This is a genomic window from Mariluticola halotolerans (assembly GCF_021611515.1).
GTDB lineage: Bacteria > Pseudomonadota > Alphaproteobacteria > Rhizobiales > Devosiaceae > Mariluticola > Mariluticola halotolerans.
In genome coordinates, this window is sequence record NZ_CP090960.1 from 1,629,743 (window position 1) to 1,655,138 (window position 25,396).

The 25,396-nt window shown below is 58.8% G+C and carries 23 protein-coding genes and 1 tRNA gene; 8 read left to right on the forward strand and 16 right to left on the reverse strand.

Annotated elements, in window-relative coordinates; all coding sequences use genetic code 11:
• Nucleotides 1–21 precede the first annotated feature (21 nt).
• The 3 genes from mutL (at nucleotide 22) to L1P08_RS07810 (ending at nucleotide 2,589) form a co-directional block, all read left to right on the forward strand.
• The gene (gene mutL / locus L1P08_RS07800; protein ID WP_303619433.1) at nucleotides 22–1,827 is read left to right on the forward strand and encodes a DNA mismatch repair endonuclease MutL; all 1,806 of its coding nucleotides are present in this window, start codon (nucleotides 22–24) and stop codon (nucleotides 1,825–1,827) included.
• A 67-nt stretch (nucleotides 1,828–1,894) separates the two neighbouring features.
• Nucleotides 1,895–2,149, forward strand: a complete 255-nt coding sequence (locus L1P08_RS07805) for a type II toxin-antitoxin system HicA family toxin (RefSeq protein WP_303619434.1) — start codon at nucleotides 1,895–1,897, stop codon at nucleotides 2,147–2,149.
• Nucleotides 2,146–2,589, forward strand: coding sequence for a type II toxin-antitoxin system HicB family antitoxin (locus L1P08_RS07810; RefSeq protein WP_438268445.1), 444 nt, complete (start codon nucleotides 2,146–2,148; stop codon nucleotides 2,587–2,589). The genes L1P08_RS07805 and L1P08_RS07810 overlap by 4 nt, the downstream gene beginning before the upstream one ends.
• A 3-nt stretch (nucleotides 2,590–2,592) precedes the next feature.
• Here L1P08_RS07810 and rsmD read toward each other — a convergent pair whose 3' ends face one another.
• From rsmD to L1P08_RS07850, 8 genes are all read right to left on the reverse strand, one after another.
• Nucleotides 2,593–3,147: a 16S rRNA (guanine(966)-N(2))-methyltransferase RsmD gene (gene rsmD / locus L1P08_RS07815; RefSeq protein WP_303619435.1), complete on the reverse strand. Its 555-nt coding sequence runs from the start codon at nucleotides 3,145–3,147 to the stop codon at nucleotides 2,593–2,595.
• 6 nt (nucleotides 3,148–3,153) lie between these two features.
• On the reverse strand, nucleotides 3,154–4,584 hold the full coding sequence (locus tag L1P08_RS07820; protein ID WP_303619436.1) for a pseudouridine synthase: 1,431 nt from the start codon (nucleotides 4,582–4,584) through the stop codon (nucleotides 3,154–3,156).
• A 138-nt stretch (nucleotides 4,585–4,722) separates the two neighbouring features.
• Complete coding sequence (locus L1P08_RS07825; protein ID WP_303619437.1) at nucleotides 4,723–5,313, reverse strand: hypothetical protein; 591 nt, start codon at nucleotides 5,311–5,313, stop codon at nucleotides 4,723–4,725.
• A gap of 83 nt (nucleotides 5,314–5,396) precedes the next feature.
• Nucleotides 5,397–5,882: a signal peptidase II gene (lspA, locus tag L1P08_RS07830; protein WP_303619438.1), complete on the reverse strand. Its 486-nt coding sequence runs from the start codon at nucleotides 5,880–5,882 to the stop codon at nucleotides 5,397–5,399.
• An 11-nt stretch (nucleotides 5,883–5,893) separates the two neighbouring features.
• The gene (gene ileS / locus L1P08_RS07835; protein WP_303619439.1) at nucleotides 5,894–8,881 is read right to left on the reverse strand and encodes an isoleucine--tRNA ligase; all 2,988 of its coding nucleotides are present in this window, start codon (nucleotides 8,879–8,881) and stop codon (nucleotides 5,894–5,896) included.
• Nucleotides 8,882–9,003: 122 nt separating this feature from the next.
• Nucleotides 9,004–9,978 carry a bifunctional riboflavin kinase/FAD synthetase gene (locus tag L1P08_RS07840; protein WP_303619440.1) on the reverse strand — a complete coding sequence of 325 codons (975 nt, stop codon included), beginning with the start codon at nucleotides 9,976–9,978 and terminating at the stop codon, nucleotides 9,004–9,006.
• Nucleotides 9,979–10,139: 161 nt separating this feature from the next.
• A complete protein-coding gene (locus tag L1P08_RS07845) occupies nucleotides 10,140–11,000 on the reverse strand; it encodes a TIGR01459 family HAD-type hydrolase (RefSeq protein ID WP_303619441.1) in 861 nt (286 codons plus the stop codon).
• Nucleotides 11,001–11,016: 16 nt separating this feature from the next.
• On the reverse strand, nucleotides 11,017–12,279 hold the full coding sequence (locus tag L1P08_RS07850) for an EAL domain-containing protein (RefSeq protein ID WP_303619442.1): 1,263 nt from the start codon (nucleotides 12,277–12,279) through the stop codon (nucleotides 11,017–11,019).
• Between the two features lie 171 nt (nucleotides 12,280–12,450).
• Here L1P08_RS07850 and L1P08_RS07855 point away from each other — a divergent pair, with 171 nt between their 5' ends.
• Nucleotides 12,451–13,881: a sigma-54-dependent transcriptional regulator gene (locus L1P08_RS07855; protein ID WP_303619443.1), complete on the forward strand. Its 1,431-nt coding sequence runs from the start codon at nucleotides 12,451–12,453 to the stop codon at nucleotides 13,879–13,881.
• A gap of 16 nt (nucleotides 13,882–13,897) precedes the next feature.
• On the opposite strand, the gene L1P08_RS07860 is transcribed toward L1P08_RS07855, so the two are convergent.
• The gene (locus tag L1P08_RS07860; RefSeq protein ID WP_303619444.1) at nucleotides 13,898–14,476 is read right to left on the reverse strand and encodes an NADPH-dependent FMN reductase; all 579 of its coding nucleotides are present in this window, start codon (nucleotides 14,474–14,476) and stop codon (nucleotides 13,898–13,900) included.
• Between the two features lie 390 nt (nucleotides 14,477–14,866).
• On the opposite strand from L1P08_RS07860, the gene L1P08_RS07865 reads away from it, so the two are divergent.
• Together L1P08_RS07865 and groL are read left to right on the forward strand one after the other, a co-directional pair.
• A complete protein-coding gene (locus tag L1P08_RS07865) occupies nucleotides 14,867–15,157 on the forward strand; it encodes a co-chaperone GroES (RefSeq protein WP_303619445.1) in 291 nt (96 codons plus the stop codon).
• A gap of 43 nt (nucleotides 15,158–15,200) precedes the next feature.
• Nucleotides 15,201–16,850 (forward strand): chaperonin GroEL, encoded by a 1,650-nt coding sequence (groL, locus tag L1P08_RS07870; protein ID WP_303619446.1) that lies wholly within the window; start codon nucleotides 15,201–15,203, stop codon nucleotides 16,848–16,850.
• A 125-nt stretch (nucleotides 16,851–16,975) separates the two neighbouring features.
• Here groL and L1P08_RS07875 read toward each other — a convergent pair whose 3' ends face one another.
• The 6 genes from L1P08_RS07875 to L1P08_RS07900 all read right to left on the reverse strand — a co-directional run bounded on the left by L1P08_RS07875 (nucleotide 16,976) and on the right by L1P08_RS07900 (nucleotide 22,360).
• Nucleotides 16,976–17,725 (reverse strand): TSUP family transporter, encoded by a 750-nt coding sequence (locus L1P08_RS07875; protein WP_303619447.1) that lies wholly within the window; start codon nucleotides 17,723–17,725, stop codon nucleotides 16,976–16,978.
• A gap of 2 nt (nucleotides 17,726–17,727) precedes the next feature.
• On the reverse strand, nucleotides 17,728–18,438 hold the full coding sequence (gene hisG / locus L1P08_RS07880; protein ID WP_303619448.1) for an ATP phosphoribosyltransferase: 711 nt from the start codon (nucleotides 18,436–18,438) through the stop codon (nucleotides 17,728–17,730).
• Complete coding sequence (locus tag L1P08_RS07885) at nucleotides 18,435–19,514, reverse strand: ATP phosphoribosyltransferase regulatory subunit (protein ID WP_303619449.1); 1,080 nt, start codon at nucleotides 19,512–19,514, stop codon at nucleotides 18,435–18,437. Before L1P08_RS07885 ends, hisG begins: the two co-directional genes overlap by 4 nt.
• Nucleotides 19,511–21,052, reverse strand: coding sequence for a histidine--tRNA ligase (hisS, locus tag L1P08_RS07890; protein ID WP_303619450.1), 1,542 nt, complete (start codon nucleotides 21,050–21,052; stop codon nucleotides 19,511–19,513). Before hisS ends, L1P08_RS07885 begins: the two co-directional genes overlap by 4 nt.
• A 132-nt stretch (nucleotides 21,053–21,184) precedes the next feature.
• Nucleotides 21,185–21,406: a hypothetical protein gene (locus L1P08_RS07895; protein WP_303619451.1), complete on the reverse strand. Its 222-nt coding sequence runs from the start codon at nucleotides 21,404–21,406 to the stop codon at nucleotides 21,185–21,187.
• Between the two features lie 357 nt (nucleotides 21,407–21,763).
• Complete coding sequence (locus L1P08_RS07900; RefSeq protein ID WP_303619452.1) at nucleotides 21,764–22,360, reverse strand: DNA-3-methyladenine glycosylase I; 597 nt, start codon at nucleotides 22,358–22,360, stop codon at nucleotides 21,764–21,766.
• Between the two features lie 233 nt (nucleotides 22,361–22,593).
• On the opposite strand from L1P08_RS07900, the gene L1P08_RS07905 reads away from it, so the two are divergent.
• Nucleotides 22,594–23,235: a L,D-transpeptidase gene (locus L1P08_RS07905; protein ID WP_303619453.1), complete on the forward strand. Its 642-nt coding sequence runs from the start codon at nucleotides 22,594–22,596 to the stop codon at nucleotides 23,233–23,235.
• Between the two features lie 52 nt (nucleotides 23,236–23,287).
• Complete coding sequence (locus L1P08_RS07910; RefSeq protein WP_303619454.1) at nucleotides 23,288–25,111, forward strand: TadE/TadG family type IV pilus assembly protein; 1,824 nt, start codon at nucleotides 23,288–23,290, stop codon at nucleotides 25,109–25,111.
• Between the two features lie 25 nt (nucleotides 25,112–25,136).
• Here L1P08_RS07910 and L1P08_RS07915 read toward each other — a convergent pair.
• Nucleotides 25,137–25,213, reverse strand: a tRNA-His gene (locus L1P08_RS07915).
• Nucleotides 25,214–25,396 lie beyond the last annotated feature (183 nt).

Consider the following 25,396-nt stretch of genomic DNA (forward strand, 5'->3'; position numbering starts at 1 on the left):
GCCGACAGGAGAATCACCCCAATGCCCATTCGCCAATTACCCGACGACCTGGTGAACCGCATCGCTGCCGGCGAAGTGGTGGAGCGGCCTGCCAGCGTGGTCAAGGAACTGGTGGAGAATGCGCTCGATGCGGGGGCGGCACGCATTATCATCACCACATCGGGCGGCGGCAAAAGCCTGATCCGCATCGAGGATGATGGCTGCGGCATGGACGAAGCTGATCTGGTGCTCTCGGTTGAGCGGCATGCGACCTCGAAACTGCAATCGGATGATCTCGAGGATATCCGTTCGCTGGGGTTTCGCGGTGAGGCGCTGGCCTCTATCGGCTCGGTGTCCGATCTGACCCTCTCCTCGCGCCCGGCGGATGCGGAAAGCGGGTTGCGGCTGGAGATGAAGCGCGGGGTGGCGCACGGCCCCTACCCGTTCTCGATGAACAAGGGCACGATCATTGAGGTCAAGAACCTGTTTGCCGCGATACCGGCACGGCTGAAATTTCTCAAATCCGACCGGGCCGAGACGGGGGCAATCACCGATGTGATCAAGCGGCTGGCCATGGCCAATCCGGAAGTGCATTTCGTGCTCGATGGCAGCGACCGCACGGCGGTGAACTGGCCGGCGCAGAGTGGCCCCGGTGCGCTGCAAGCGCGGGTGGCGCAGGTGGTGGGCGCGGATTTTGCCGACAATGCGGTGACCCTTGGGGCGTCACGGCACGGCATTGTGGTGGCGGGCCTTGCGGGATTGCCCACCTTCACGCGGGCCAATTCCCTTAGCCAGTTCTATTTCGTCAATGGCCGCTCGGTGCGCGACAAGGTGTTGCTGGGGGCTGTGCGCGGGGCCTATGCCGATTTCATTTTCCGTGACCGGTTTCCCGCCATTGCATTGTTTGTAGCCATTGATCCGCATGAGGTGGACGTCAATGTGCACCCGGCCAAGGCGGAATTGCGGTTTCGCGATCAGGGCGCGGTGCGCAGCGCGGTTTATCGCGCCATTCAGGAAGCGCTGGCCGCCGCCGGTTACAAGGCCTCGTCAACCGTTGCCGAGGCAACGCTGAATGCCTTTCAGGCCCCGCATGCGCCAAACCCTTCAGCCCCCGGCCCGGCTGATCAGTTCTCATCCGGCCTAGCCGCGCCGCGCGATTTTGCCCCGGCCCCGCAAAACTGGCAGGTGCCAACCACCCCGTCTTTTGGCGGGTTGAATGAACCGAGCGCCCGGTTTGAAACCTATCAGCCAATTGCAGAAGCGCCGGATTATCCGCTTGGGGCGGCGCGGGCGCAGATGTTTGAGAATTTCATTGTCGCGCAGAGCGGCGATGCACTGGTGTTGATTGACCAGCATGCCGCCCATGAACGGCTGGTCTATGAGAAGTTCAAAACGCAACTGGCGGCAGGCCCGGTGGCGAGCCAGGCGCAATTAATCCCCATTGTCATCGAAATGCCCGAGGAAGACTGCGACCGGCTGGAGGCGGCAGCGGAATTTCTTGAAAAGCTGGGGCTTTATATCGACCGGTTCGGGCCGGGGGCGATTGCGGTCAATGAAACACCGGCGCTATTGGGACAGGCTGATGTGACCGGGCTGATCAAGGATCTGGCCGACGGGTTGGCCGAATGGGACACGACTGCAGCACTCTCGGAACGGCTCGACGCGATTATCGCGCGCATGGCCTGCCATGGCTCGGTGCGTTCGGGACGGCAATTGCGGGTTGATGAAATGAATGCGCTATTGCGCGACATGGAAGCCACCCCGCATTCGGGCCAGTGCATCCATGGGCGGCCCACCTATGTCGAGCTGAAAAAGAGCGATATCGAACGCCTGTTCGGGCGGCGCTAGGCGGGACTTTTGCCTTTTGCAATCATTTTTTGATTGCAAATTGCCCCGGCAATGCTCATATGCAATCATGAACAGCAAGCATGCAAAAGTGCTGAAGGCGATCTTTACCGATCCTGTATCGGGCACAATTGCATGGGTATCGATTGAAAACCTGCTTGTGGCGGGTGGATGCAAAGTGATTGAGGGTAGCGGATCGCGCGTTCGATTTGAGAAGGGCGGCGTTATCGCCACCTTCCATCGTCCGCACCCCGAAAAGGAAGCCAAGCGTTACCAGGTGCGGGATGCGCGGGATTTCCTGATAAAAATCGGACTAACACCATGAAGAAAAATCTGAGTTACCAAGGCTATCAGGCCAGTGTGGAATTTGATGCGGAGGATGATATTTTTGTTGGCCGTGTGCTCGGCATCAATGATGTTGTCGGCTTTCACGCAGATGATGTGAAAACATTGAAGCAGGCATTTGCCGAGGCGGTTGACGATTATCTCGCCACCTGCCGCAAACTGGGAAAGACGCCGGAGAAGTTGTTTTCCGGAAATCTAATGTTGCGGATTGCCCCAAGCGTGCACGCGAAAGCGTCTCTGGCGGCGGAAGCCGAGGGGAAAAGTCTCAATCAGTGGAGTGAAGAGGTTTTGTTGCGTGCTACGACTAGGTTTTCTGATAACCTGAAAGCAAGACAGATCGTCGCTAAAACGAATAGAGGCCGCCAAGCGGCGCGTTTGTTGTCTAAGACGTCTTCGTTCAAGCGGCAACTTAAACGCTGAAAATTAGCTATAGCGCAGGATATGGATCGCCGTATCGCCATAGTCGCGGCGGTCTTTGAGGGTGAAACCGGCGGGCAGGTCCAGCACCACGTCCTTGCGTTCCTCGAGCACGATTGTCGCCTCGGGGACAATCCAGCCGCCATTGGCGGCGCTGGCCAGGGCCTGCTCGCCCAAGCCCTTGCCATAGGGCGGATCGAGAAAGACCAGATCGAAGGGCGCGAATTTTTCGATGGGGCCGAGATCGGTCGCGTCGCGCTTTAACAGTTTGCTCTGACCGCCAATGCCAAAGGCATCGACATGGTCGCGGATCAGGCCGCGTGCTTCGACACCGCTATCGACAAAGGCGACAAAGCTGGCACCGCGCGACAAGGCTTCCAGCCCCAGCGCGCCGGTGCCAGCAAAAACGTCGAGCACCCGCACGCCGTCTAAATGCGGGCCGAGGCGGCTTGCCAGAATGTTGAACAGGGATTCGCGGACGCGATCCGAGGTCGGGCGAATATCATCGCTCGCAGGGGATTTCAGCTGTTTGCCCTTGAACCGGCCGGCAACAATACGCATCAGGCTTTAGCGGGGGGTGCGGCCACGGGGCGGGCCCTTGCGCGGGCCGCCGGCGGATGGACGATCGCCCGAGGGCCGGCCAGCGGGCCTGCCGCCCGGTTTGCCGCCGGGCTTGCCACCACGGGGGCCTGAAGACGAGCGGGCATCGCCCGTTGGCCTTGCGCTGCGGGGCTTGTCGCCGAAACCACCGGGACGGCGATCACCGCCACCGGGGGCGCGATCATCCTTGCCCCTTGGCGGGCGGGGCGACCGGGGCCGGTCACCGAAGGAACGTTCGCCATCGGCGCGGCCACCGCGCGGGCGTTCATCATCGCGGCGCGCCGCGCCGTCACGTTTGAAGCCGCCACCGCGTGCATCATCATCGGCCCGCGGGCGCTTGGCCTTGGGTTCGAATTCGACGGAATCGCGGCCATCGGTGAAATGCACCGTGCGGCGTTCAACCGGTTTTTCCTCGCGCGGGGCGCGGGGCTTGAATTCAAAATTGCCTTTGCGCTCTGGCGCGTTCTTGCGCGGCTTGCCACCTGCGGGGGCCGGTGCGGGCTTTGGCGCGCCGGTGCGGCCGCGCGGCTTTGGCTGACGGATCAGCTCGCCTTCGGGTCTTTTGCGCATGCGCTGATTGGGATCGCGGGCGGCAACTTCAGGCGGTGCATCGGCGGGCAAGGGACTATCGAAATCCACCCCGGCTTCTGCGGCCAGCTTTTTGCCCAACTGGTCGCGCAGCACGCGGGCACGCACAACCAGCACACCGCCCACCGGCACATCGCCCAGCTGGAACGGCCCGTAAGATGTGCGGATCAGGCGGTTCACCTGCAGGCCCAGTTCGGCCAGCACATTCTTGACTTCGCGGTTCTTGCCCTCACGCAGCGCGAGGGTGATCCAGACATTGGCCCCCTGCTCGCGCTCCAGCTCGGCTTCGATCGGGCCATATTTGACGCCATCGACGGTGATGCCGTTTTTCAGGGAATCGAGCTTGGCCTGGGTCACGGAACCATGGGCGCGCACGCGGTAACGGCGCAGCCAGCCGGTGGCGGGCAATTCCAGCACACGCTTCAAGCCGCCATCATTGGTCAGCAGCAGCAGGCCTTCGGTATTGATATCGAGACGGCCGATGGTGAGCACGCGCGGCAGGCCGTTTTTTTCGAGAGCCTCGAAAATCGTCTCGCGCCCCTCGGGGTCCTTTTCCGTCACCACCAGCCCGGCGGGCTTGTGATACAGCCAGACGCGGGTGCCGGCACGGGCGACCAGCGGATTGCCATCGACGACGATCTTGTCGGTATCGACAACATTGAAGGCGGGGGTGCGAATCTGCTTGCCGTTGACGCTGACGCGGCCTTCGGTGATCCAGACTTCGGCATCGCGGCGCGAGCACAGCCCGGCGCGGGCGATGACTTTGGCGAGCCTGTTTCCAGTGGCGGGTGTTCCGGTGGCATCGGGCATGCCGTAACTCCTTTGGAGCGGCGCAAAGCGCCGGACCCCACCCTTGTTTCTTCAAAACAGGGATGCGGCCCAATGTTTGTTATGCAGTAGCGGCAAAGCGGGTGTCACCGCAATGCCTGGCTTCTGCGTCGATTGAATTTATTGCAGCGCGGCGCGAAGCTCCGGCGGGCAAGCTGGATCATCAAGCGTCACGAGGTCACCATTTTCGGCCAGACAAACCAGATCCTGGCCACCAACCGTGGTGAAATATTCGTCGGGGGGCAAAAACAGCGGCCGGCTGCTGGCCTTGGCCTTGAGGCGGGCGGCTGTCATGCGGGCTGTGAGCTGGCGGGATTCTGTTTCGGTCAGCGGACGCCCGGAAACGGAACGCAAATCAACCACGCGGGCATTGCGCAGGCGGCGCAGTTCGTCCTCGGTCAGGTTGGAGGCGTCAATCTGCACCTTGTCGGAATCTTCGGGCAACAGGCCGGCGGTTTCCTCTGTGGGGGGCGGCAACGCATTCTTGTCCTTGGGCAGAACAAGCGGCGCGCGCGGCGTCTCGATCATCGGCTTTTTCTCTTTGGGCATCATGCCCAGACCCTGCAGGGTCTGGTTGGCCACTTCACGCTCAAAAGTGGAGGCGTCCACAAGGGCATTGGTGCCCTCAACGGTCGTGCAGGCGCTCAGCGCGAAAGATGCAAACAGCAAGGCTGCTGCAAAACCGGCGCGCCCATTGTTGAGGAAACTCATACTTAACTGCCCTTTAAATCACTGCCGCCGCGACAAGATGCAGCGTTATACCCGATTGCCGCGTCTAAGACCAGAATTTGGCATCATTGCGGTTGCGTGCCCGATTTCTTGTGCGGCCAGACCATATCAACAAGCAACAAGCCAACGCCAAGTGTTATCGCAGCATCAGAGATATTGAATATATAAAACGACCATGTTCCCCAATGAAAATGGAAAAAGTCCGGTACGGCGCCATAAAGGAACCGGTCGATGACGTGAGACGCCGCGCCACCGAGGCAGATCGCCAGCCCGCAGCGCACCAGCGCTGTTTCCGCCTTCACCCACCAAAAGCCGAGCAGCACCATCGCCGCCAGCATGATGACCAGCAGGGCGCCCGGCGGCAAAAAGTCCAGCAGACCATAGGAAATACCGGGGTTCCAGACGAGCACATAATCGAAAAAGCTGGTGACATTGGTGAACTCACCGCCCCGCCAGCCAGCCATTTCGACCTGATAATATTTGTGCCCGCGATCCAGCGCAAAGGCGAGCGCGCCCAGCCAGAGGCTGAGCCCGAGCGCTTTTCTGCCCATCAAATCCATTCTCAAAGACCGGCTGCGGCGCGTTCGCGCATGGCGTCGGCATCGCGCGGGCTGAGTTCGGGATATTCGGGATCGGTGCCCACATCGGGCGACACTTTCCAGGAGCGGGCGCAACGGGTGCCCTCAGCCCTTGCAAAGACCACCGAGACACCGGGCACATCGTCCAGCCGGAAGGCTTCCGCAGGCCCCTCACCCTGGATGATATCGATGCCCGAGGTGATGGCGATTTCGGCAAAATCCTGGCCGTGCAGCGCCACATAAAGATCGGTATCAGCGACATAGACCTTTGGCGCGGCTTCCAGTGACGAACCGATATTCTTGTCGCGACGCTCAATTTCCAGCGCGCCGGTGACGACGCGGCGGACGGTGCGGATTTTCTTCCACTTTTCCGACAGGGAGGCATCTGCCCATTCGGCGGGAATTTCTGGGAAAGTGCGCAAGTGGACGGAAGAGCCATCTTCGGGATGACGCTCGAGCCAGACCTCTTCCATGGTGAACACCAGAATGGGGGCCAACCATGCCGTGACGCAGGAGAACAACTCATTGAGAACTGTGAGTGCTGCGCGGCGTTTGGGCGAAGAGATTGGATCGCAATAGAGCGCGTCTTTGCGGATATCAAAATAGAATGCCGAGAGCTCGATATTCATGAAGTTCGAGACCAGCGAGACGACGCGCTTGTAGTCATAGGCGAAATAGGCCTTGCGCACCTGGCCATCAAGTTCAGCCAAGCGATTGAGCATAAGGCGCTCAAGCTCTGGCATTTCGGCTGCAGCCACATCTTCGGCTGGCTTGTGATGCGCGAGACTGCCCAGCATAAAGCGCAGGGTGTTGCGCATTTTGCGGTAGTTTTCGACAACGTTCTTGATGATCTCATCGCCAATACGATGATCTTCAGAATAATCGATGCTGGCGGCCCAGAGACGCAGAATGTCGGCGCCATATTGCTTGATGATGTCTTGCGGGGCGACGGTGTTGCCCAAGGACTTAGACATTTTCATGCCATTCTTATCCATGGTGAAGCCATGGGTGATGACCTGATCATAAGGCGCGCGGCCATTGGTGCCGCAGCTTTCGAGCAAGGACGAATGGAACCAGCCGCGATGCTGATCTGACCCTTCCAGATAAACATCGGCAGGCCATTTCAGATGAGGCCATTGTTCGCGATTGCGCAGGCAGAATGCATGAGACGAGCCAGAATCAAACCAGACATCGAGAATGTCTGATACAGCTTCCCACTCATCATGGTTTTCGACCGCATCACCAAGGAAGCGTGCGGACGCCCCCTCCTCAAACCACGCATCTGCACCTTCAGCTTTGAAGGCTGCGATAATGCGGGCGTTGACGGCTTCGTCTTTGAGGATTTCGCCGGTTTCCTTATTGATGAACACGGCGATAGGCACACCCCAGGCGCGTTGCCGCGACAACACCCAATCGGGGCGATCTGCAATCATGGCGCGCAAGCGGTTTTGTCCGGCAGCGGGGACGAAATGGGTGTCGTCGATGGCGTTCAACGCGCGATTTCTAAGTGTGTCCGTCCCAATTACTGCACGCTGCCCCAAATCCAGCTCGCTGCCATCCGATAACTTCCACTCCAAGTCCTTGTCCATATAGACAAACCATTGCGGCGTATTGCGGAAGATGATCGGCTTTTTCGAGCGCCATGAATGCGGGTATGAATGCTTGAGACGACCGCGGGCGAACAAATTATTGGCACCAATAAGCGCGGTGATGACACGCTGATTGGCGTCACCCTTTTTGCCCTTGTCATCCATGATACGCGCAGCACCACCTTCAGCGTCCGGGCCAAATCCGGGCGCATCTTTGGTGTAATAGCCTGCGTCATCGACTGCGAAGGGGATGTCTGACGAAATGCCACGCGCTTCGGTTTCTTGTGCGTTGTCCATCCAGATTTCGAAATCGTCCATGCCGTGGCCCGGTGCTGTGTGCACAAAGCCGGTACCTGCATCGTCAGTGACGTGGTCACCATCGAGAAGGGGCACATCAAAATCATAGCCGCCGGCGAAGCCGTTGAGCGGATGCGATAAGATCATTGAACCTAGCTCATCAGCAGCGACATCGCTGAGACGATTGAAAGTGAGCTTGGCTTTTTCTGCACTGGCATCAGCAAGCGCATCAGCAAAGATCAGCTTGTCGCCGGGTTGCGGGCCGAATTCATTTTCTGCACTCGCCACTTCATAAAGGCCGTAATTGATCTTTGAAGAATAGGAGACGGCACGGTTAGCCGGAATGGTCCACGGTGTTGTTGTCCAGATCACGACGGAAGCGTCGGCGTGTGCGCCGGACGACACCGGAAATTTCACCCAGATCGCATCAGATTCCACGTCATGATATTCGATCTCGGCTTCGGCCAGGGCCGTGCGTTCAACCACGGACCACATCACAGGCTTGGAGCCACGATAAAGTTGACCAGAGGTCGAGAACTTCATCAATTCTTCGGCGATGGTTGCTTCGGCGTCATAGCTCATTGTCAGATATGGGTTGTCCCATTCACCAACAATGCCAAGCCGCTTGAACTCTTCGCGCTGCACACCAACCCAATGCTCAGCAAAAGTGCGGCATTCCTTGCGGAATTCATTGACCGGCACTTCGTCTTTATTCTTGCCTTTGGCGCGGTATTGCTCTTCGATTTTCCATTCGATGGGCAGGCCGTGACAATCCCAGCCCGGCACATAGGGGCTGTCATAGCCCAGCATCTGCATGGAGCGGGAAACGAGATCCTTGAGGGTCTTGTTCAGCGCATGGCCGATATGGATGTTGCCGTTCGCATATGGCGGGCCATCATGCAGGACGAATTTTTCACGTCCTTTGGATTGCTCACGCAGGGTATTGTAGAGATCCATCTTCTCCCAGCGTTCCAGCCATTCCGGCTCGCGCTTGGGCAGGCCCGCGCGCATGGGAAATTCGGTCTGCGGCAGAAACAGGGTTTTGGAATAGTCGCGGGTGGTCGCGCCTTCAGCGGTGTCGGTCATAATAGCCTTCGGGAATTCTTGATTTTGAGATCAGATCCGGTCTCTGGTTCTAGCAAGAGCGGAACAATGGTGCCAGTTTGTTACCGGGACAGAAGCAAACGGGAGCCCGTTTGCCGCTATCCCTAGATAATGAACCCCAGTTCCCTGTCGAGATCCGATAGCGGCTGGACGTTTTGCAATACGTCCCGTGCCTTGGCGCTATCCTTGTCCATCTGCTTAATCAAACCCTCTAGTCCGTCAAAGGTCATCTGCCCCCGGATATGGCTTATTAGCGCCACTTCGACTTTTTCTCCATAAATATCTTCATCGAAATCAAAAATATGGACTTCAAACGGGGGCTGAACATTGTCGAACATCGGCTTGCCAAAGCTGGCCACGCCATCGAGCAGACGGTCGCCGAGCCGCAAACGGACGGCATAAATCCCCTGGGTGAGCCGTGAATTATCCGGGAGGGCAAAATTGGCGGTGGGATAGCCCAATTCGCGCCCGCGCTGATCGCCCACAATCACCGTGCCCTCGACAATCCAGTGATAACCGAGCAGCCGGTTGGCGGTTTCCAGTTCGCCGGTATTAAGGGCATCGCGGATGCGGGAAGAGGAAACCGGTTCCGACCCCTCTTCGAGCAGGTTGAGCTGGTGCACTTCAAAGCCGTGCCGTGTGCCCGCCTGGGCCAGAAATTCAGGGGTGCCGCCACGGCGCTTGCCGAAATGGAAATCCTCGCCCACCACCACAGCCTCTGCATTGAGCGCATCGATGATGAAGCGGCCGACGAAATCCTCGGCCTCGACCCCGGCCAGATCGCGGTTGAACGGCATAACGACAATCCCGTCAAAACCGAACGCCTTGGCCAGACGCGCTTTCTGGATGCCATCGGTCAGTCGGAACATGAATGGTTCGGGCGCGAAAACGTCGCGCGGGTGCGGCTCGAAGGTGAGCACAACCGCCGGCTTGCCCTTTGACTTTGCAAGGCTGGTGGCACTGGCAAAAACACGCTGGTGTCCCCGGTGGCAGCCATCGAAATTGCCGATGGCGACAACCCCGTTGCGTAGTCCGGATGGGACATCGCCCAAGCCGTGTAGAATTTTGAATTCCGTCAAACTAGACCTCATAGAGGACGCCATCCAAATGGGGATGCGCCCCCGGTTATATCACGGCACGGACCGTGCACCCTGTCAGGTTTGCACCCGGATGCCTTGAAATGCGGCGCGACCCTGCCCTTTTCCTGCGTTATTTGCAACATTTTGCCGCGAATATGCAATCAGGTCAGGCGGGACTGGAACCCGGCCAGCCGCGCGCCGGTGGGTGCCACCAGCGCCTTTATCGCCTCCGGATCGGGGTTGCCGAAAGCATCGATTTCATCAGCGTGGATCGATCCGGTGATAAACAGGAAATCGACCCCGGCATCCGCGGCACCGGTTGCATCGGTGCGCACGCTGTCGCCAATGGCAACAACCCGGCGCGGATCAATGGCGCGGCCCGCCGCCTTTTCAAGCGCTGCAAGGGATTCCTTGTAGATCGGCGGATAGGGCTTGCCGGCCAGCGCGACCGTGCCGCCCCGCGCCGCATAGATATCGGCCAGGGCACCGGCGCAATAGACCATTTTATCGCCCACCTCGACGACCTTGTCAGGGTTGGCGCAGATCATGGGCAGGCCCAGCTCAAGCCATTCGCCCATGCGAGTTTCATAATCATCCGGGGTCTGGGCGGGATCATCCAGCCCGGTCACAACCACAGCTGAAGCGGTGGCAGCCGGCCCCTCGGCCACATCGAGACCTTCAAGGATCGGGTGATCGCTGCCCGGCCCGACATGGTGGATCGACTGGCCCTTATAGGTTGCGATCAGGGCGCGGGTTACGTCCCCCGATGTGACCATGGCATCATAGGCTTCGCGCGGCACGCCCATGTCGTCGAGCATCTGAACGATATGGGGCGTGGTACGGGCCGCATTGGTGATCAAAACCACATGGCCGCCCGCGCGGCGAAACGCCACCAGCGCCTCAACCGCCGATGGATAAGGCGTTATGCCGTTATGAACGACACCCCAGACATCGGACAGCACGCCATCATAAAGGCCGGACAAGTCGGAGAGGCGCGGCAAGGCGCCTGCATTTTCTGGCACGATCGTTCCTTACGGTTCAGGTGCGGGCCCGCTCACGCGCGCCCTGGGCGCGGACGGGCTGCCCCACTGACATGTTCGCCGGCACAGGTCCCGGCATCGAGATGTGATTGCCTTGCACGAAACGCACACCGTCTTCAAGCAAAGACAATATCTGCTGTTCGCTGTGTACGTCTGTCATGATGAGATCAATGCCGTAGCGATTGATATAGGCGGCGACATCCGAGCTATGGAAATCGGTGAAGGTTTCCGGCTGGTTGATGAAACGGGTCGCATCGGCGCGCACAGAGGTGACGCCCGCCTCTTCCATCTCGGCAAAATTCATGCGCAGCGTTTTCATGTCGATGACAGAGACGCCGGCCCCCTTCTCGACCAGCATGGCGAGGGCGTGCTTTTCCATGGCGTTCAGCCCGCTCCATTGCCGTTCCTTGATCGCGAAACTGATATCCTTGGCCATGGCCCGGCTGCCATCCAGCCGGGTGACCGCCCGTTCCACCGCATCGGGATCGGCAAGGGTTGCGCGTGACAAGGGCGCGAAAATTGCAATCGGCTCACCGGCGGCGCGGGCCTGACGGGCCAGATAAACCGCCTTCTCCCAGGCCATCTGCTCGATTTTCTGAATCAGCGCATCGCCGCCCCGGCGCGGTGTGAAATCGCAGGCATCGGTATATTCGCCGTTCTCCAGCTGGATGCGGGGCAGCAAATCATAGCCATTGGTGCGGCGCTGCGGCAGGGTGACGATCGGCTGGACGTGGAAGACCAGACGTTCATCCTGCAATGCCCGCTCAACGGCGTCGGCAGTCAGCTGCACTTCAGGTGTCAGCGCTGCCTTGCCCGAAGGTTCGTCGAAAAACCTGTCATCCTCGTCGGGCACGCTGGTTTGGGGCTTTTCCATGCGGGCTGCAAGATCGATATGACCCTGCTCGAGATCTGCCACCGCCTCGGCGACCTGTTGCACCACCGTGCCGATGACGGACACATCTGCTTCCAGCGCTTCAAGGCGCTGACCGGCTTCGACATTGGCCATTTCATTAATGCGCTGGCTGAGCACCTGCCCGGCCTGTGCATCTGTGGAGAGCAGGCGCGACAAATCCTCGATCCCGCGTTCAAGGCGGGATTCGGCCCGGCGGCGCAGGGTGCGTTCAAGCATGACGATAGCGAGGGCGACGCCGACCAGCCCGGTCAGGGTCGCCTCTATCGGCGTAAACATCAGCCCAAAATAGGCAGTGGCCGCAATGGCCGCGCCTGCCAGGGAAATAAATATGTAAACCAAAGCCTGCACGAGTGGCTTTCCGCCTCCGTTGACGGAATCGATTGCCCCTCTTAGCACCCCCAGCCCAATGTCAAAAGCTCGGCAAGGTTCTTCTTGTTTCAAAACGCTTTATTTACCCTGTTCATCAACAATTGAATTCAGGAACAAGCTCCAAACCCCCAGAAGAGGGAATATGCCCTGATGCGATCCGACACGGGATCCGACGCCCAAACGCGCCTTTTGCTGCTGGAACGAAACCCCGAGGGGTGCCAAACGGCTGTTCGCGACCTGAAAGAATGTCTTGGGGCGAACACAGAGATTGTCTCAGCCGATTCGGGCCGGGCGGCCTGCGCGTTGTTGCGCGCGGGCAGTTTTGACATTCTGGTGGTCGATCTGGACAGTCTTGCCGATATTTCGCCGCAACCCGAAGTTGCCATGAACCGGCTGTGCCGGCTGGCCGAGGGCGGGCTGATTATCGCCCTGTCGGATGGCCGTTCGGTTTCAAGCGCCGTGGCGGCGATGCGTGCCGGGGCCCATGACTATATTCCAAAGCCGATTTGCGGCCCCGCCTTTGCCGCCCGGGTTGAGGAACTGGCCCAGCGCCATGGCAAGGCCGGCGCGATGCAGATCGACACAAGCGCTATGGGCGCAGATGCCGATTTTGAAAGCTTTGTGGGACTATCGAACCAGATGCGGGTGGTTTACGAGCAGATCAGCCGGATTGCGCCGTCCACGGCCCCTGTCTTTATTACCGGCGAGAGCGGCACGGGCAAGGAAGTGTGTGCCGAAGCGCTGCACCGGCGCGGCCCGCGGGCGGACAAGCCGCTGATTGCGGTGAATTGCGGGGCCATTCCGCGCGATCTGATGGAAACGGAATTGTTTGGCGCGGTGCGCGGGGCCTATACCGGCGCGGTTCGTGACCGGCAGGGGGCCGCCGAGCTGGCCGATGGCGGCACGCTGTTTCTTGATGAAATCGGCGAGATGGATCTCAGCCTGCAAACCAAGCTGTTGCGCTTTTTGCAAACCGGCACGATTACGCGGGTTGGCGAAGGCGTGGCCCGGCCGGTTGATGTGCGGGTGATCTGCGCGACCAATCGCAATCCCATGCAATTGATTGCCGAGCGGCGTTTCCGCGAAGACCTGTTCTATCGTTTGCACGTGCTGCCCATCCATTTGCCACCGCTGCGGCAACGTCCCGCCGATATCCTGCCGCTGGCCCGGCATTTCCTTGCGCAGTTTGCCCGTGAGGAACACAAGCATTTCGCCTGCATCAGCGCGCAGGCCGCCGATATGCTGGTGGCACGGGAATGGCCGGGCAATGTCCGGCAGGTGCAGAACATGATCCGGCGGATCGTGGTGATGTTCGATGGTCGTGAAATCACGCCCGAAATGATCGCGGCGGCGGATATAGAAGGCCATGCAGCCGCCCGCCCCGCGCTGACGGATGCGAATGCCACTCCGAAAATCCTGCCCATGTGGCAACAGGAGCAGCGCATTATTGAAGACACCGTGGCGCATTTCTCGGGCAATATCGCCCAGGCAGCGGCCGCATTGGAGATCAGCCCGTCCACGATCTATCGCAAGCGGCAGGCCTGGGAGCAGATGGAGCACCGGCTGGCCGGGGCCGCCTGATCAAGGCCTTCTAGGTTCAGATTTCCCAGGTGGAACTGTAATTACGTCCGGCCAGCTTGTCGCACAATTCCTTGGCGACCTGCATGCTCTTGTCGACACGGGTCGCAACCACGTCGTCCAGCTCGCCTTCTTCTGTCCAGTGCCGGTTATGGGCATAGACGTTGTAGGGATTGATGATGCATTTGAAATCCAGCATCAGCGCCGTGGCGATTTCGCGGAAGGCGGTATAGCTGTGTGGCAGGCCGCCGATATTGACGAACGAGACCACCTTGTCAAAAAGCGCACCCTGCTGTGATCCGTCCGGGCTGGTGGCGCCGATATATTCAATGAACTTTTTCAGTTCCGAGCTGATGCCCCAGTTATAGACGGGGCTGCACAGAACCAGACCATCGCTGGCCAGCACCTTCGCGTGAAGATCGTTGAAGGCCTCAGTTGCGAAGATTTCGTTATTGTCGAAATTGGGCAGGTTAAGATCATGCAGGTCAATAAACGTGGTTTCCGCACCAAGCGCCTGCAACCGCTCTTCACACAGCAGGGCCAGACGACGGCTTCGTCCCACCTTGTTGGGAGCTGCGCAGATAATTGTGATATTCATAAATGGCCCAATCCTTTTACCAGCCCATCAGGGCCTCTACCAGTATGTCCCTCCGTTGGGGGCCGGTATCATGAGGAGACATGGCCCTATTTATAGACACTATCGCTGATGGCAACCCCCTGCACGGCTAATGCCGGCGGATACGGCGATTTTGTCCCCAACGGCCATACTCGTGTTGCCCATGTTTCGTCACATAAATTTGTTGGGTTGATGGAATGCCAAGACCAAAGGCCGAGAAAATTTTGCTGCGGCGAAATCCCCCCTCCTTGACTCCTCGCTTCAGCATTCATATATCCACGGCAGCTGTTAGCACTCCTCGTTAGTGAGTGCTAACAGTCCCAGTTTCACTATCCATTTGGATTTCAATTTTAGAAACGTGAAGGAGCGAACATGAGCTTCCGTCCCCTGCATGATCGCGTCGTTGTTCGGCGTGTTGATAGCGAAGAGAAGACAGCTGGCGGGATCATCATCCCCGACACCGCGAAAGAAAAGCCCTCTGAAGGCGTTATCGTCTCTGTTGGCCCTGGTGCCCGTGACGATGCCGGCAAGCACATTGCCCCCGACGTCAAGGCTGGTGATCGCGTGCTGTTCGGCAAATGGTCCGGCACCGAAGTCAAGGTTGGCGGTGAAGACCTGCTGATCATGAAAGAAAGCGACATCATGGGCGTGATCGAGGCGTAAAACCTCTCACCCTCCGTTAACTTAAGTTTCAAGGAGCTATAAAATGGCTGCTAAGGAAGTAAAATTCTCGACCGAAGCCCGCGAGAAGATGTTGCGCGGCGTCAACATTCTCGCAAATGCGGTGAAGGTTACCCTCGGCCCCAAAGGTCGCAACGTTGTTATCGACAAGTCCTTCGGCGCACCGCGCATCACCAAAGACGGTGTTTCGGTTGCCAAGGAAATCGAACTTGAAGACAAGTTTGAAAACATGGGCGCACAGATGGTGCGTTCCGTGGCCTCCAAGACCAATGATACAGCTGGCGACGGCACCACGACTGCAACGGTTCTGGCCCAGGCCATCGTGACCGAAGGCGTCAAGCTGGTTGCAGCGGGCATGAACCCGATGGACCTGAAGCGCGGCATCGACCTCGCTGTCACCGAAGTCATCGACAATCTTGGCAAAGCCAAGAAGGACATTTCGACCAGCGCTGAAGTTGCCCAGGTTGGCACCATCTCCGCCAATGGCGAAGCCTTCATCGGTGAAGAAATCGCCCGCGCGATGGAAAAAGTCGGCAACGAAGGCGTCATCACCGTTGAGGAAGCCAAGACTTCCGAGACAACTGTTGACGTTGTTGAAGGCATGCAGTTCGACCGCGGCTACCTCAGCCCGTACTTCGTGACCAACACCGAAAAGATGGTTGCGAACCTGGAAGATCCGCTGATCCTTCTCCATGAGAAGAAGCTTTCCAACCTGCAGTCGCTGCTCCCGATCCTTGAATCGGTGGTTCAGTCCTCGCGTCCGCTGCTGATCATTGCAGAAGACATCGAGGGCGAAGCCCTGGCGACCCTCGTGGTCAACCGTCTGCGTGGCGGTCTCAAGGTTGCAGCCGTCAAGGCACCTGGCTTCGGCGACCGCCGCAAGGCCATGCTCGAAGATATCGCCATCCTCACCGGTGGTCAGGTTATCTCCGAGGATCTCGGCATCAAGCTTGAGAATGTCACCATGGACATGCTCGGCACTGCCAAGAAGGTCGACATCACCAAGGAAACCACAACCATCGTCGATGGTGCCGGTCAGAAGAGCGACATCGAAGCCCGCGTTGGCCAGATCAAGGCGCAGATCGAAGAAACCACTTCCGACTATGACAAGGAAAAGCTGCAGGAGCGTCTCGCGAAGCTCGCTGGCGGCGTTGCCGTGATCAAGGTTGGCGGTGCGACTGAAGTTGAAGTGAAGGAACGCAAGGACCGCGTTGAAGACGCGCTCAATGCAACCCGCGCTGCGGTTGAAGAAGGCATTGTACCGGGCGGTGGCGTTGCGCTGCTGCGTGCGTCCTCTGCTCTCAAGGCCAAGGGCGGCAACAGCGACCAGGATGCCGGTATCGACATCGTGCGTCGTGCCCTTCAGGCACCGATCCGTCAGATCGCTGCCAACTCTGGCGACGAAGGTTCTGTCATTGTCGGCAAGATCCTTGAGAACGCGTCCGAGACCTATGGCTATAACGCCCAGACCAGCGAATATGGCGACATGATCAAGATGGGCATCGTTGATCCCGTCAAGGTTGTGCGTACCGCGCTGCAGGATGCCGCTTCGGTTGCTTCCCTGCTGATCACGACGGAAGCCATGATCGCTGACCTGCCCAAGGACGACGCTCCGGCTATGCCCGGCGGCGGCGACATGGGCGGTATGGGTGGCATGGGCGGTATGGGCTTCTAGGCTCAACCCCTTACGTCTACCAGGTTTCGTTCCGTTACTTCCCAGTCACGGACGAACAGGAAAAGCGCCGGTGGCAACACCGGCGCTTTTTTATGCAGTAACCAGTTATTCCCGAAATGCCCGGCTCAGGCGGTCCACAACAGCCTTGCGGCCAAAATGACCGAGATCACCACGACCAGCGGCTTGATCAGCCTTGCGCCAAAGCGGATGCCGGTCAGGGCGCCGAGATAACCGCCGATCACCTGCCCTGCCGCCATGACGATCGCGACAGGCCAGAGCACATCGCCCGCCGGAATGAACAGGGCGAGCGCTGCCAGATTCGAGATGAAATTGAGCACTTTGGTGTGCCCCGCCGCCCGTGTGATGCCCAGGCCGAACAGGGTGACGAAGGCAATGGTGAAGAACGAGCCGGTGCCGGGCCCGAAAATGCCGTCGTAAAAGCCGATGCCGAAACCAAAGAGGGGCACGAACAAGCCGAATTGCAGCCGCGCGGCGCGGCTTTCATCGGTGATTTTCGGGGCGAGCAGAAAATAGAGCGCGATGCCGATCAGGGCGAAGGGCACGACCACTTTGAGCGTGGAGGTGTCGATGCTTTTGACCGCGACTGCGCCCAGATAGGAACCGATGAAGGTGGCGATCATGGCCGGGATCATCGGCGTCAGGGCCACAAGGCCCCGCCGCCAGAAGGTCAGTGCCGCAATGCCGGTGCCAATGGCACCTTGCATCTTGTTGGTGGCGAGCGCTGCGACCGGCGGCACGCCGACCGAGAGAAGCGCCGGCAGGGCGATCAAGCCACCGCCCCCGGCAATCGCATCGATAAAGCCGGCGAGTGCGCCAACACCCCCCAGCAGTATCAGCGTCAAAATGTCGGGCAAGATCAGCCCTCGTTCGCGACGACGCCGATGGCGTCAAGCAATTGCGACAGCACCAGGCGCTGGGCCGGGGACCATTGCGATCCGCGCGACACGATCAAATGGGCCGAACTTTTCAAAATTGTGCCATCCACCAGAATGCGCAGCCCGTTGGCCTTAAGGGTCGAGCCGGTCGAGGTGATATCGACAATCAGGTCTGCAGCGCCCGAGGCGGGAGCGGCTTCCGTCGCGCCGACGCTTTCGACAATGCGGTATTCGGCAATGCCGTGCTCGGCGAAATAGCGTCGGGTCAGATTGACATATTTGGTGGCCACCCGCAGGTAGCGGCCATGCCGGGCGCGGAAATCCGAGGCGACATCGGAGAGGTCGCGCATATGGGTGACATCGATCCAGGCGTCGGGGATGGCAACCACCACATCGGCTTCGCCAAAGCCCAGATCGCAGGCCAGCACCACGCTTTCGGGGCCGTTTTCAGCCGTTTCGTGGATCAGATCGACGCCGGTAATGCCCAGGTCCACCGTGCCGCGCACCAGCTCGCGGGCGATTTCCCCCGCCGGCATGAAGCGCACGGACACCTCGTCAATGCCCTCAAGCGCGCCCGCATAGGAGCGCGCGCCGCCCGGCCGGGTGATCGAGAGGCCCGCCTCGGCAAATACCGCGCGGGAGAGTTCTTCCAGACGCCCTTTTGAGGGCACAGCGAGAATGACGTCTCTCATAGCCGTGTCTCCGCTTCCAGCCGGTCGACCCAGACCGCGCAACCGGACGCGGTGATGCGGCGCGATGCGCCCAGCCGTTCAAGCATGCGGTCATATTCGCCGCCCGAAACGAGCGTGCCGTTATGGCCCTTCATCTCGAAAACGATGCCGGTGTAATAATCGAGCCTTGGGCTGAACCCGCCCTCAAAGCTGATTTCGCCGACATTTTCCGCCGCTTCCAGCGTTTCAAAATGCGTCATCAGCCGCGCCAGCGGCTCTGAAATATCAATGCCCTGATCTTCGGCGAGGCCTTCAATGGAGATCAGCGCCGTGCGCGCATCAGCGGCGACCGAGAGATAATTTTGCAAAAGCGTAATCGTCTCCGAGGGCACGCGGGCGGCGGCCAGGGCCTGCTTTTCATAATAACGTTCGGCGATTTCTTCAGGCGAACGGCTGCCGGTCAGGCTCAGTCCGGCATTGACCATCTGGTCGGCAACCACGCCAAGCAGTTCCTCGCGCTTCCAGGGCAAAGACCCCGCGGTTGCGCTGTGCGGATCGGCGAGACGATCGAGCAGGCGCGCCATGGCTTCGGGATGGCCGAAACGGTGCCGAATGCGGCTGCGCCAGACATCGGGCATGTCGGCAGCGGCGAGCAGCGCTTCGAACAGGGCAACCGATCCGAGGCGGACGCTTGGCCTGATGCCATAGGTATCGAGCGCGGAAAGCGCGAAAGCCAGCACACGGTCCAGCGCGGCATCGGGGTCTTTTTGCGCGAACAGTTCCAGCCCGGCCTGATCGAACTCGGTGGGGCCGCTCACGCGCTGGCGAAAGATGGGACCGAGATAGCCGAATGCTTCAGGCAGGCCCGCACTCTCGCTTTCGAGATAGGCGGTGGTGATGGGCAGGGTGAAATCGGGCCGGAGGCAATATTCGATACCATCGCTGCCATTGGTCAGCAGCAGGCGGCGGCCAAAATCCTCGCCCGCGAGATCAAAATAGGGATTGGCGGGCAATAGGATGGGCGGGTTCACCGCGGTGATCCCCTGCCCGTTCGTCAATGCTGCCAGCGCTGCGCGCCGTGTTGCCGCGTCGCTCATTTTCGTTTTGCATCCAGCCAGGCTTTGACCGCCGGCAATGCGGCAATCTTTTCCACCAGTTCGCTGCGGTCGCATTCGAACTGGCCGGGCCGTTCGGCCTTCCATTGCTCATTGTCGGTGATTTCGGCGGACATTTCCTTGCCGACAATCAAATCCTTGATCTGCACCTTGCCCGCCTCACGCTCCTGCGACCCTTCAATGACCACGGCGGGCGCGTTGCGCTGATCGGCATAGGCAAACTGCTTGCCGACATTCTTGGGATTGCCAAGGAACATTTCGGCCCGGATACCGGCGGCACGCAATTCGGCGACCATTTTCTGGTAGCCGGGTTTCTGGTCCTTATCCATCACGCAAACGACAACCGGGCCAACGGGCTGTTCGGCCCCGACATTGCCGGTCAGCTTGAGGGCATGGGCCAGCCGTGACACGCCAATGGAAAAGCCGGTTGCGGGCACAGGCTGCTTGCGGAAACGCGACACCAGCCCGTCATAACGGCCACCGCCGCCGACGGAACCGAAGACGACTTCCTGGCCTTTTTCGTTGGTCACGGGGAAGGTCAGTTCAATTTCAAAAACCGGGCCGGTGTAATATTCAAGGCCACGGACGACGGAGGGGTCTAATATTATCCGCCCTGAATAGCCGGACGCAGCAAATGTTTTGGCCATCGAAATTAGCTCATCTATTCCCTGAGCGCCGATTTGCGAGTCGCCAACTACCGTTTTGAAAGATGTAGCCGCGTTCTCGAACAAGGCGTCGCTTTTGCTTTGGCTGTTTATATAGGCCTGACCGAGACCTTTGATGTTGTGCCCTTCAACCAAATATCCGATGACCGTATTAACTTGATCGTTGTTCAGTTTCGCTCCCTTGGTAAAATCACCGCTCTCATCCTTACGGCCTTCGCCGAGCAACAACTTCACACCTTCAAAGCCAAACTTGTCGAGCTTGTCGATGGCGCGCAGCACTGCCAGCTTCTGGCCCTCGTCTGTCACCCCGGCGCTTTCCAGCACCCCGTCCAGCACCTTGCGGTTATTGACCCGGACGACATATTTGCCTTCAAGCCCCAGCGCATCCATGGTGTCGGCCATCATCATGCACATTTCGGCGTCCGCCTCGGGTCCGGCGGCCCCGACCGTATCGGCATCGAACTGCATGAACTGGCGGAACCGCCCCGGCCCCGGCTTTTCATTGCGGAACACATAGCCCTGGCGATAGGTGCGGTAGGGTTTGGGCAGGGTTTCGAAATTTTCGGCGAAATGACGGGCGAGCGGCGCGGTCAAATCATAGCGCAGGCTCATCCATTGCTCGTCATCATCCTGCAGCGAGAACACACCGGCATTGGGCCGGTCCGTATCGGGCAGGAACTTGCCGAGCGTATCGGTATATTCAAAAAATGGTGTCTCGACGGGGTCAAAGCCGTAGCGCTCATAAACCTCGCGGATTTTGGCGATCATTGTGTTGGTTGTGGCCACGTCTGTGGCGGTGCGATCTTCAAACCCGCGTGGCAGGCGCGGGGCGATCAGCGCATTTTTCTTGGACATGGGTCTTACCTGAAACCTGAGGGGCACAAATTGCCCCGAAACTCGCGCCGTTCCTAGCGGATTGAGCGGTTTGGGGCAAGGCATGGTGCAAGCCCGCCCGCAAGGGGCGCGGCTTGCACGCATGCGCTTGTTCTACCACCGCATAAGGTCCCAGGCATTCAGACGCTCAGGCTTGAGCGGCAGGCCGACATCCTTGCGCAGGCTGTTGGGCAGGTGTTCGGGTATCCGCTGGGCCCGGCGACGCCGATAGGCACGCACACGTGCCATCACCCAGCGGGCGAAACGGGGCAGAATCCTGAATATATATAGCGTGCGGGCGCGCCGGGGGCGGCCCTCAAATGGTTGAATCGACATAGCTATCCTGCGTTCACGCGTCAGCGCAAACCGGCTCCTGATTGAAAGCTGTGATGATCAGACGAACGCCAGACGGCATTGTGCCGTTGGGTCAGGCTGTCATTGAGTTATGTTTTTTGGAAAAGTGTCCGGCACGGGAGAAAACCCGGCGACAGAGTCATCGTTAGGATCGATGGACCCGTTTGCCGCTATTCCCGTTACGCGGGGTAACAACACAATACATCATGTAGAGTCTCCCTTGTTGCGTGTAATCACGGGGGTTGAACAGACCCGTGTCTCATAGACCTGTGCGGGAACAGAGACAAGCACAGATGTGGCAGGTTGACGCAGGCTGCCGGCAAGTGTTGCAAGTTTACATCAGCCTGGTCGAACAAAGCCCTGCCGCAGCGTTTCCACCTCATGCCGGCAAAAGCAGTGTTCGGTATGGTCATTGACCAGCCCCATGGCCTGCATGAAGGCATAGGCCGTGGTGGGCCCGACAAAGGACCATCCCCGCTTTTTCAGATCGGCCGAGAGGGCGCGGGACGCATCGGTCTGGGCCAGGGTTTTCAGCACATCGGCGGTGAACACATCCGGCCTGTCGACCTCTTTGGGCTCAAAGCGCCAGAAATAGGCGGCGAGCGAGCCGAACTCGTCGCGCAGTTCAATGGCGCGGGCGGCATTGTTGATGGTGGAGGCAATCTTGCCGCGATGCCGGATAATGCCGGTATCGGTCAAAAGCCGCTCGATATCGGCTTCTGTGAAACGCGCAACACGCTCGAAATCAAAGCCCGCAAACACTTCGCGAAAGCGTTCCCGCTTTTTCAGAATCGTGAACCAGCTGAGCCCGGACTGAAAACCTTCCAGACAGATTTTCTCGAACAGCCGAAAATCCCCGGTAACGGGGCGTCCCCATTCCTGATCGTGATAAGCCTGATAAAGAGGATCTTCGCCCGCCCAGAAACACCGTTCCACTCTTCTCGTCCCCTATCGAATCCCAAGATCACCATTGTGCATCTTGCCATGTCAGAACCTGTCAGGACAGGTCAGGGGCGGCCGCTGTGTGTTTACCTCTTCTCAACCATGGCAGGTGGCAAAAGCTTTACCATGCCCCTTCACGTAATCTTGGCCAATATGCGTAACCATAAGGGGAGTATTGCCGGTTCTTCATAAAGCACCGGCCGGGCATAAATGTAGTGAGTATTGCCATGTTGCGGAAATTTCCTCGCGCCAAGCGCGCGGTCAGCGTTTTGCTGGCGGGTCTGTTGACGATCACCCCGGCCATGGCCGCCGGCGGATTTGCAAACCAGCACCGTAAAAATATCTATTATGCGCCCCCGCCGGGGATGACCCTGACCAAGGGCACACCCACCAACGGGCTGGCGCTGCGCTCAAAATACGGGGTCAATCCACAATTGCTGCGTCAGGTCGTGCGCTATAAATCAGACCAGCGCGCGGGCACAATTGTCGTGAATACCGGGCAAAAATACCTTTATCTGGTGATGAGCAATGGTTTGGCGATGCGCTATGGCATTGGCGTTGCGCGCAGCGGCTTCGAATGGTCGGGCACACACCGGGTCTCGGCAAAACGCGAATGGCCGAGCTGGACACCGCCGAAGGAAATGATCGCCCGGCAGCCGGAAATTCCGCACTTCATGGAAGGTGGACCGGACAACCCGCTGGGTGCGCGCGCGCTTTATATCGGCGCCACACTTTACCGGATTCACGGCACCAATCAGCCCTGGACCATTGGCGGCAATGTGTCGTCTGGCTGCATCAGACTGACCAATGACGACATCATTGATCTTTACGGGCGCATAAAAATTGGCGCGAAAGTGGTGGTTCTTTAGTTACTAATTTCAGGCACACTGCACTCTTTGACGAGTTTGGGTGCTGGATATTATGCGCGATTTTTTAAAACTTGTGGGCAGGTTTGCCCGTAACGAAGATGGTGCCTTTCTTATCCTGTTCGGGGTTATGGCCATTGTTCTGGTCGCCCTGTCCGGCGCTGTCGTTGATTATGTGATGCTGGAACAGGCGCGCAACCGCGCCCAGGTGGCGCTCGATGCCGCCGCGCTTTCCCTGCAGCCCAAAATTTATGAAAAGACCGACGCCGAGCTGAAAACGTTGATACGTGCGCTTGTCGACCAACAGATCGACGATGACCGCATCGGCGCGGTCATTGAGTCGGTGGACACAGATGATGAAGAGGGTTCGCTGCTGGTGCAGGCCCGCCTGACGGTGCCCACGACCTTTGTTGCCTTGCTCGGCTTTGAGAATTTCACCCCTGCCGTTGTCTCCAAAGCGACCCGCAAGAAGCTGTTTCTTGAAGTGGCCATGGTGCTCGACAATTCAGGATCGATGGATGACGAAAGCCGGATGGTCAATCTAAAGAAGGCTGCCAAAAGCGCCACCGATATTCTTTACGAATACAAAAACCCCGCTGACGGCGGTGACGGCAGTGTTTCCGACAGCACCTATATCAGCGTCGTACCCTTCAATTTCTGGGTCAATATCGGGTCATCCAACCGGAATGCGGCATGGATGGATACAGGCGGGCTTTCCGAGGCGTCCCAGGACAATTTTGACAATGATGATAATTCATCCAACACGTTCAACGGTCCGGCCCCGCGCTTTTCGTATTACGACGGCATCAACAATGTCTCCTGGGCCGGCTGCGTGGAGGCGCGCAAACAGCCCTATGATGCTGATGATACCGTCCCGAATGCTGCCACGCCGGATACGTTGTTTATCCCCGCGTTCCAGCCGGACGAGCCGGATACAGGCGGCAGCTATTACAATAATTACATCAGTGACGATCCGCAGAGCTGCCAGCCTTACGGCACCTGCACCTGGAAGCGGGTTTATTACAACTGCAATTCCAGCGGCAACAATTGCAACAGTTCGAACAATTATTACTCCGGCACAAGCGAGGATGGCAGAACGAATACCGACAACAGCGCCTGTTCCTGCTCCGGGGAAACCACGACCACGGTCAGCGACAATACCTACCGCTATTATGGTGAGTACCGGCGTGAGCGCATTCGCACCTGCTTCACACGGATTTCATTCGTATCGAAACTGAGCGACCGCGAACGCCAGGAACGCATTTGCAAATACAATAATGTATCCGCTAACACATCCGGCTCGAACCGCTTTGGCCCGAATGCTGCCTGCGTATCAACACCGCTCCTGCCGCTGACCAATACCCGCGCTTCGGTGATCAGCACCATCGATAGCATGGTGTCCAACGGTGCCACCAATATTCATCAGGGTGCGATTTGGGGTTTCCATGCACTTTCACCCACCGCGCCGCTTGAAGAGGGCCGGAATTATGAAACCGCGACCTACAAGGTCATGATCCTGATGACGGATGGCCAGAACACCTATTACAGCAATAACAGCGATTCCTCCCGGCTCAACGGCGCCTATTACTATGCGCCTTACGGGTTCCCGGTGAACCGGCGCATGGGTGACGAATCCAAGTCAGATGGTGAAATGGAAGACCTTGTCGACGCGCGCCTGCTCAAGACGTGCGAGAACATGAAGGCCGCCGGCATCGATATTTTCACGATCGGCCTGAAGCCGCCCGAAAGCGTGAAATCCATGCTGACCAGCTGTGCCAAGGACGCAACGCAAGCGTTCTTCCCCACGAATGCATCCGAGTTGACGGGTGTGTTTGAAGAAATCGCGCTGCAATTGGCAGATTTGCGACTGGCACAATAAGGGCTGAGAAATCATCCGGGGAGAGTGGTACCGCCTCCCCGGATCGAACGGGGGACCTCTAGATCCACATTCTAGCGCTCTAACCAACTGAGCTAAGGCGGCACACGTCTTCGGAACAGGTCCGAAGCCGGGCGGAACATAGGGCGACTTGCCCGACCTGACAAGGCCGAATTTGCGGTTTGCGTCCAGGGATCGCCTCCACCCCCTCCGAACTTAACCATGCAGGCGATTGTTTGCCCGATACAGGCTCTCCCCGGTGGACCGCGCCTCATCCACACGATATTG

Coding starts and splice junctions, on each gene's coding strand:
- mutL (WP_303619433.1), top strand. CDS start 22: ATGCCCATTCGCCAATTACCCGACGACCTGGTGAACCGCATCGCTGCC.
- L1P08_RS07805 (WP_303619434.1), top strand. CDS start 1,895: ATGAACAGCAAGCATGCAAAAGTGCTGAAGGCGATCTTTACCGATCCT.
- L1P08_RS07810 (WP_438268445.1), top strand. CDS start 2,146: ATGAAGAAAAATCTGAGTTACCAAGGCTATCAGGCCAGTGTGGAATTT.
- rsmD (WP_303619435.1), bottom strand. CDS start 3,147: ATGCGTATTGTTGCCGGCCGGTTCAAGGGCAAACAGCTGAAATCCCCT.
- L1P08_RS07820 (WP_303619436.1), bottom strand. CDS start 4,584: ATGCCCGATGCCACCGGAACACCCGCCACTGGAAACAGGCTCGCCAAA.
- L1P08_RS07825 (WP_303619437.1), bottom strand. CDS start 5,313: ATGAGTTTCCTCAACAATGGGCGCGCCGGTTTTGCAGCAGCCTTGCTG.
- lspA (WP_303619438.1), bottom strand. CDS start 5,882: ATGGGCAGAAAAGCGCTCGGGCTCAGCCTCTGGCTGGGCGCGCTCGCC.
- ileS (WP_303619439.1), bottom strand. CDS start 8,881: ATGACCGACACCGCTGAAGGCGCGACCACCCGCGACTATTCCAAAACC.
- L1P08_RS07855 (WP_303619443.1), top strand. CDS start 12,451: ATGCGATCCGACACGGGATCCGACGCCCAAACGCGCCTTTTGCTGCTG.
- L1P08_RS07860 (WP_303619444.1), bottom strand. CDS start 14,476: ATGAATATCACAATTATCTGCGCAGCTCCCAACAAGGTGGGACGAAGC.
- L1P08_RS07865 (WP_303619445.1), top strand. CDS start 14,867: ATGAGCTTCCGTCCCCTGCATGATCGCGTCGTTGTTCGGCGTGTTGAT.
- groL (WP_303619446.1), top strand. CDS start 15,201: ATGGCTGCTAAGGAAGTAAAATTCTCGACCGAAGCCCGCGAGAAGATG.
- hisG (WP_303619448.1), bottom strand. CDS start 18,438: ATGAGAGACGTCATTCTCGCTGTGCCCTCAAAAGGGCGTCTGGAAGAA.
- L1P08_RS07885 (WP_303619449.1), bottom strand. CDS start 19,514: ATGAGCGACGCGGCAACACGGCGCGCAGCGCTGGCAGCATTGACGAAC.
- hisS (WP_303619450.1), bottom strand. CDS start 21,052: ATGTCCAAGAAAAATGCGCTGATCGCCCCGCGCCTGCCACGCGGGTTT.
- L1P08_RS07895 (WP_303619451.1), bottom strand. CDS start 21,406: ATGTCGATTCAACCATTTGAGGGCCGCCCCCGGCGCGCCCGCACGCTA.
- L1P08_RS07905 (WP_303619453.1), top strand. CDS start 22,594: ATGTTGCGGAAATTTCCTCGCGCCAAGCGCGCGGTCAGCGTTTTGCTG.
- L1P08_RS07910 (WP_303619454.1), top strand. CDS start 23,288: ATGCGCGATTTTTTAAAACTTGTGGGCAGGTTTGCCCGTAACGAAGAT.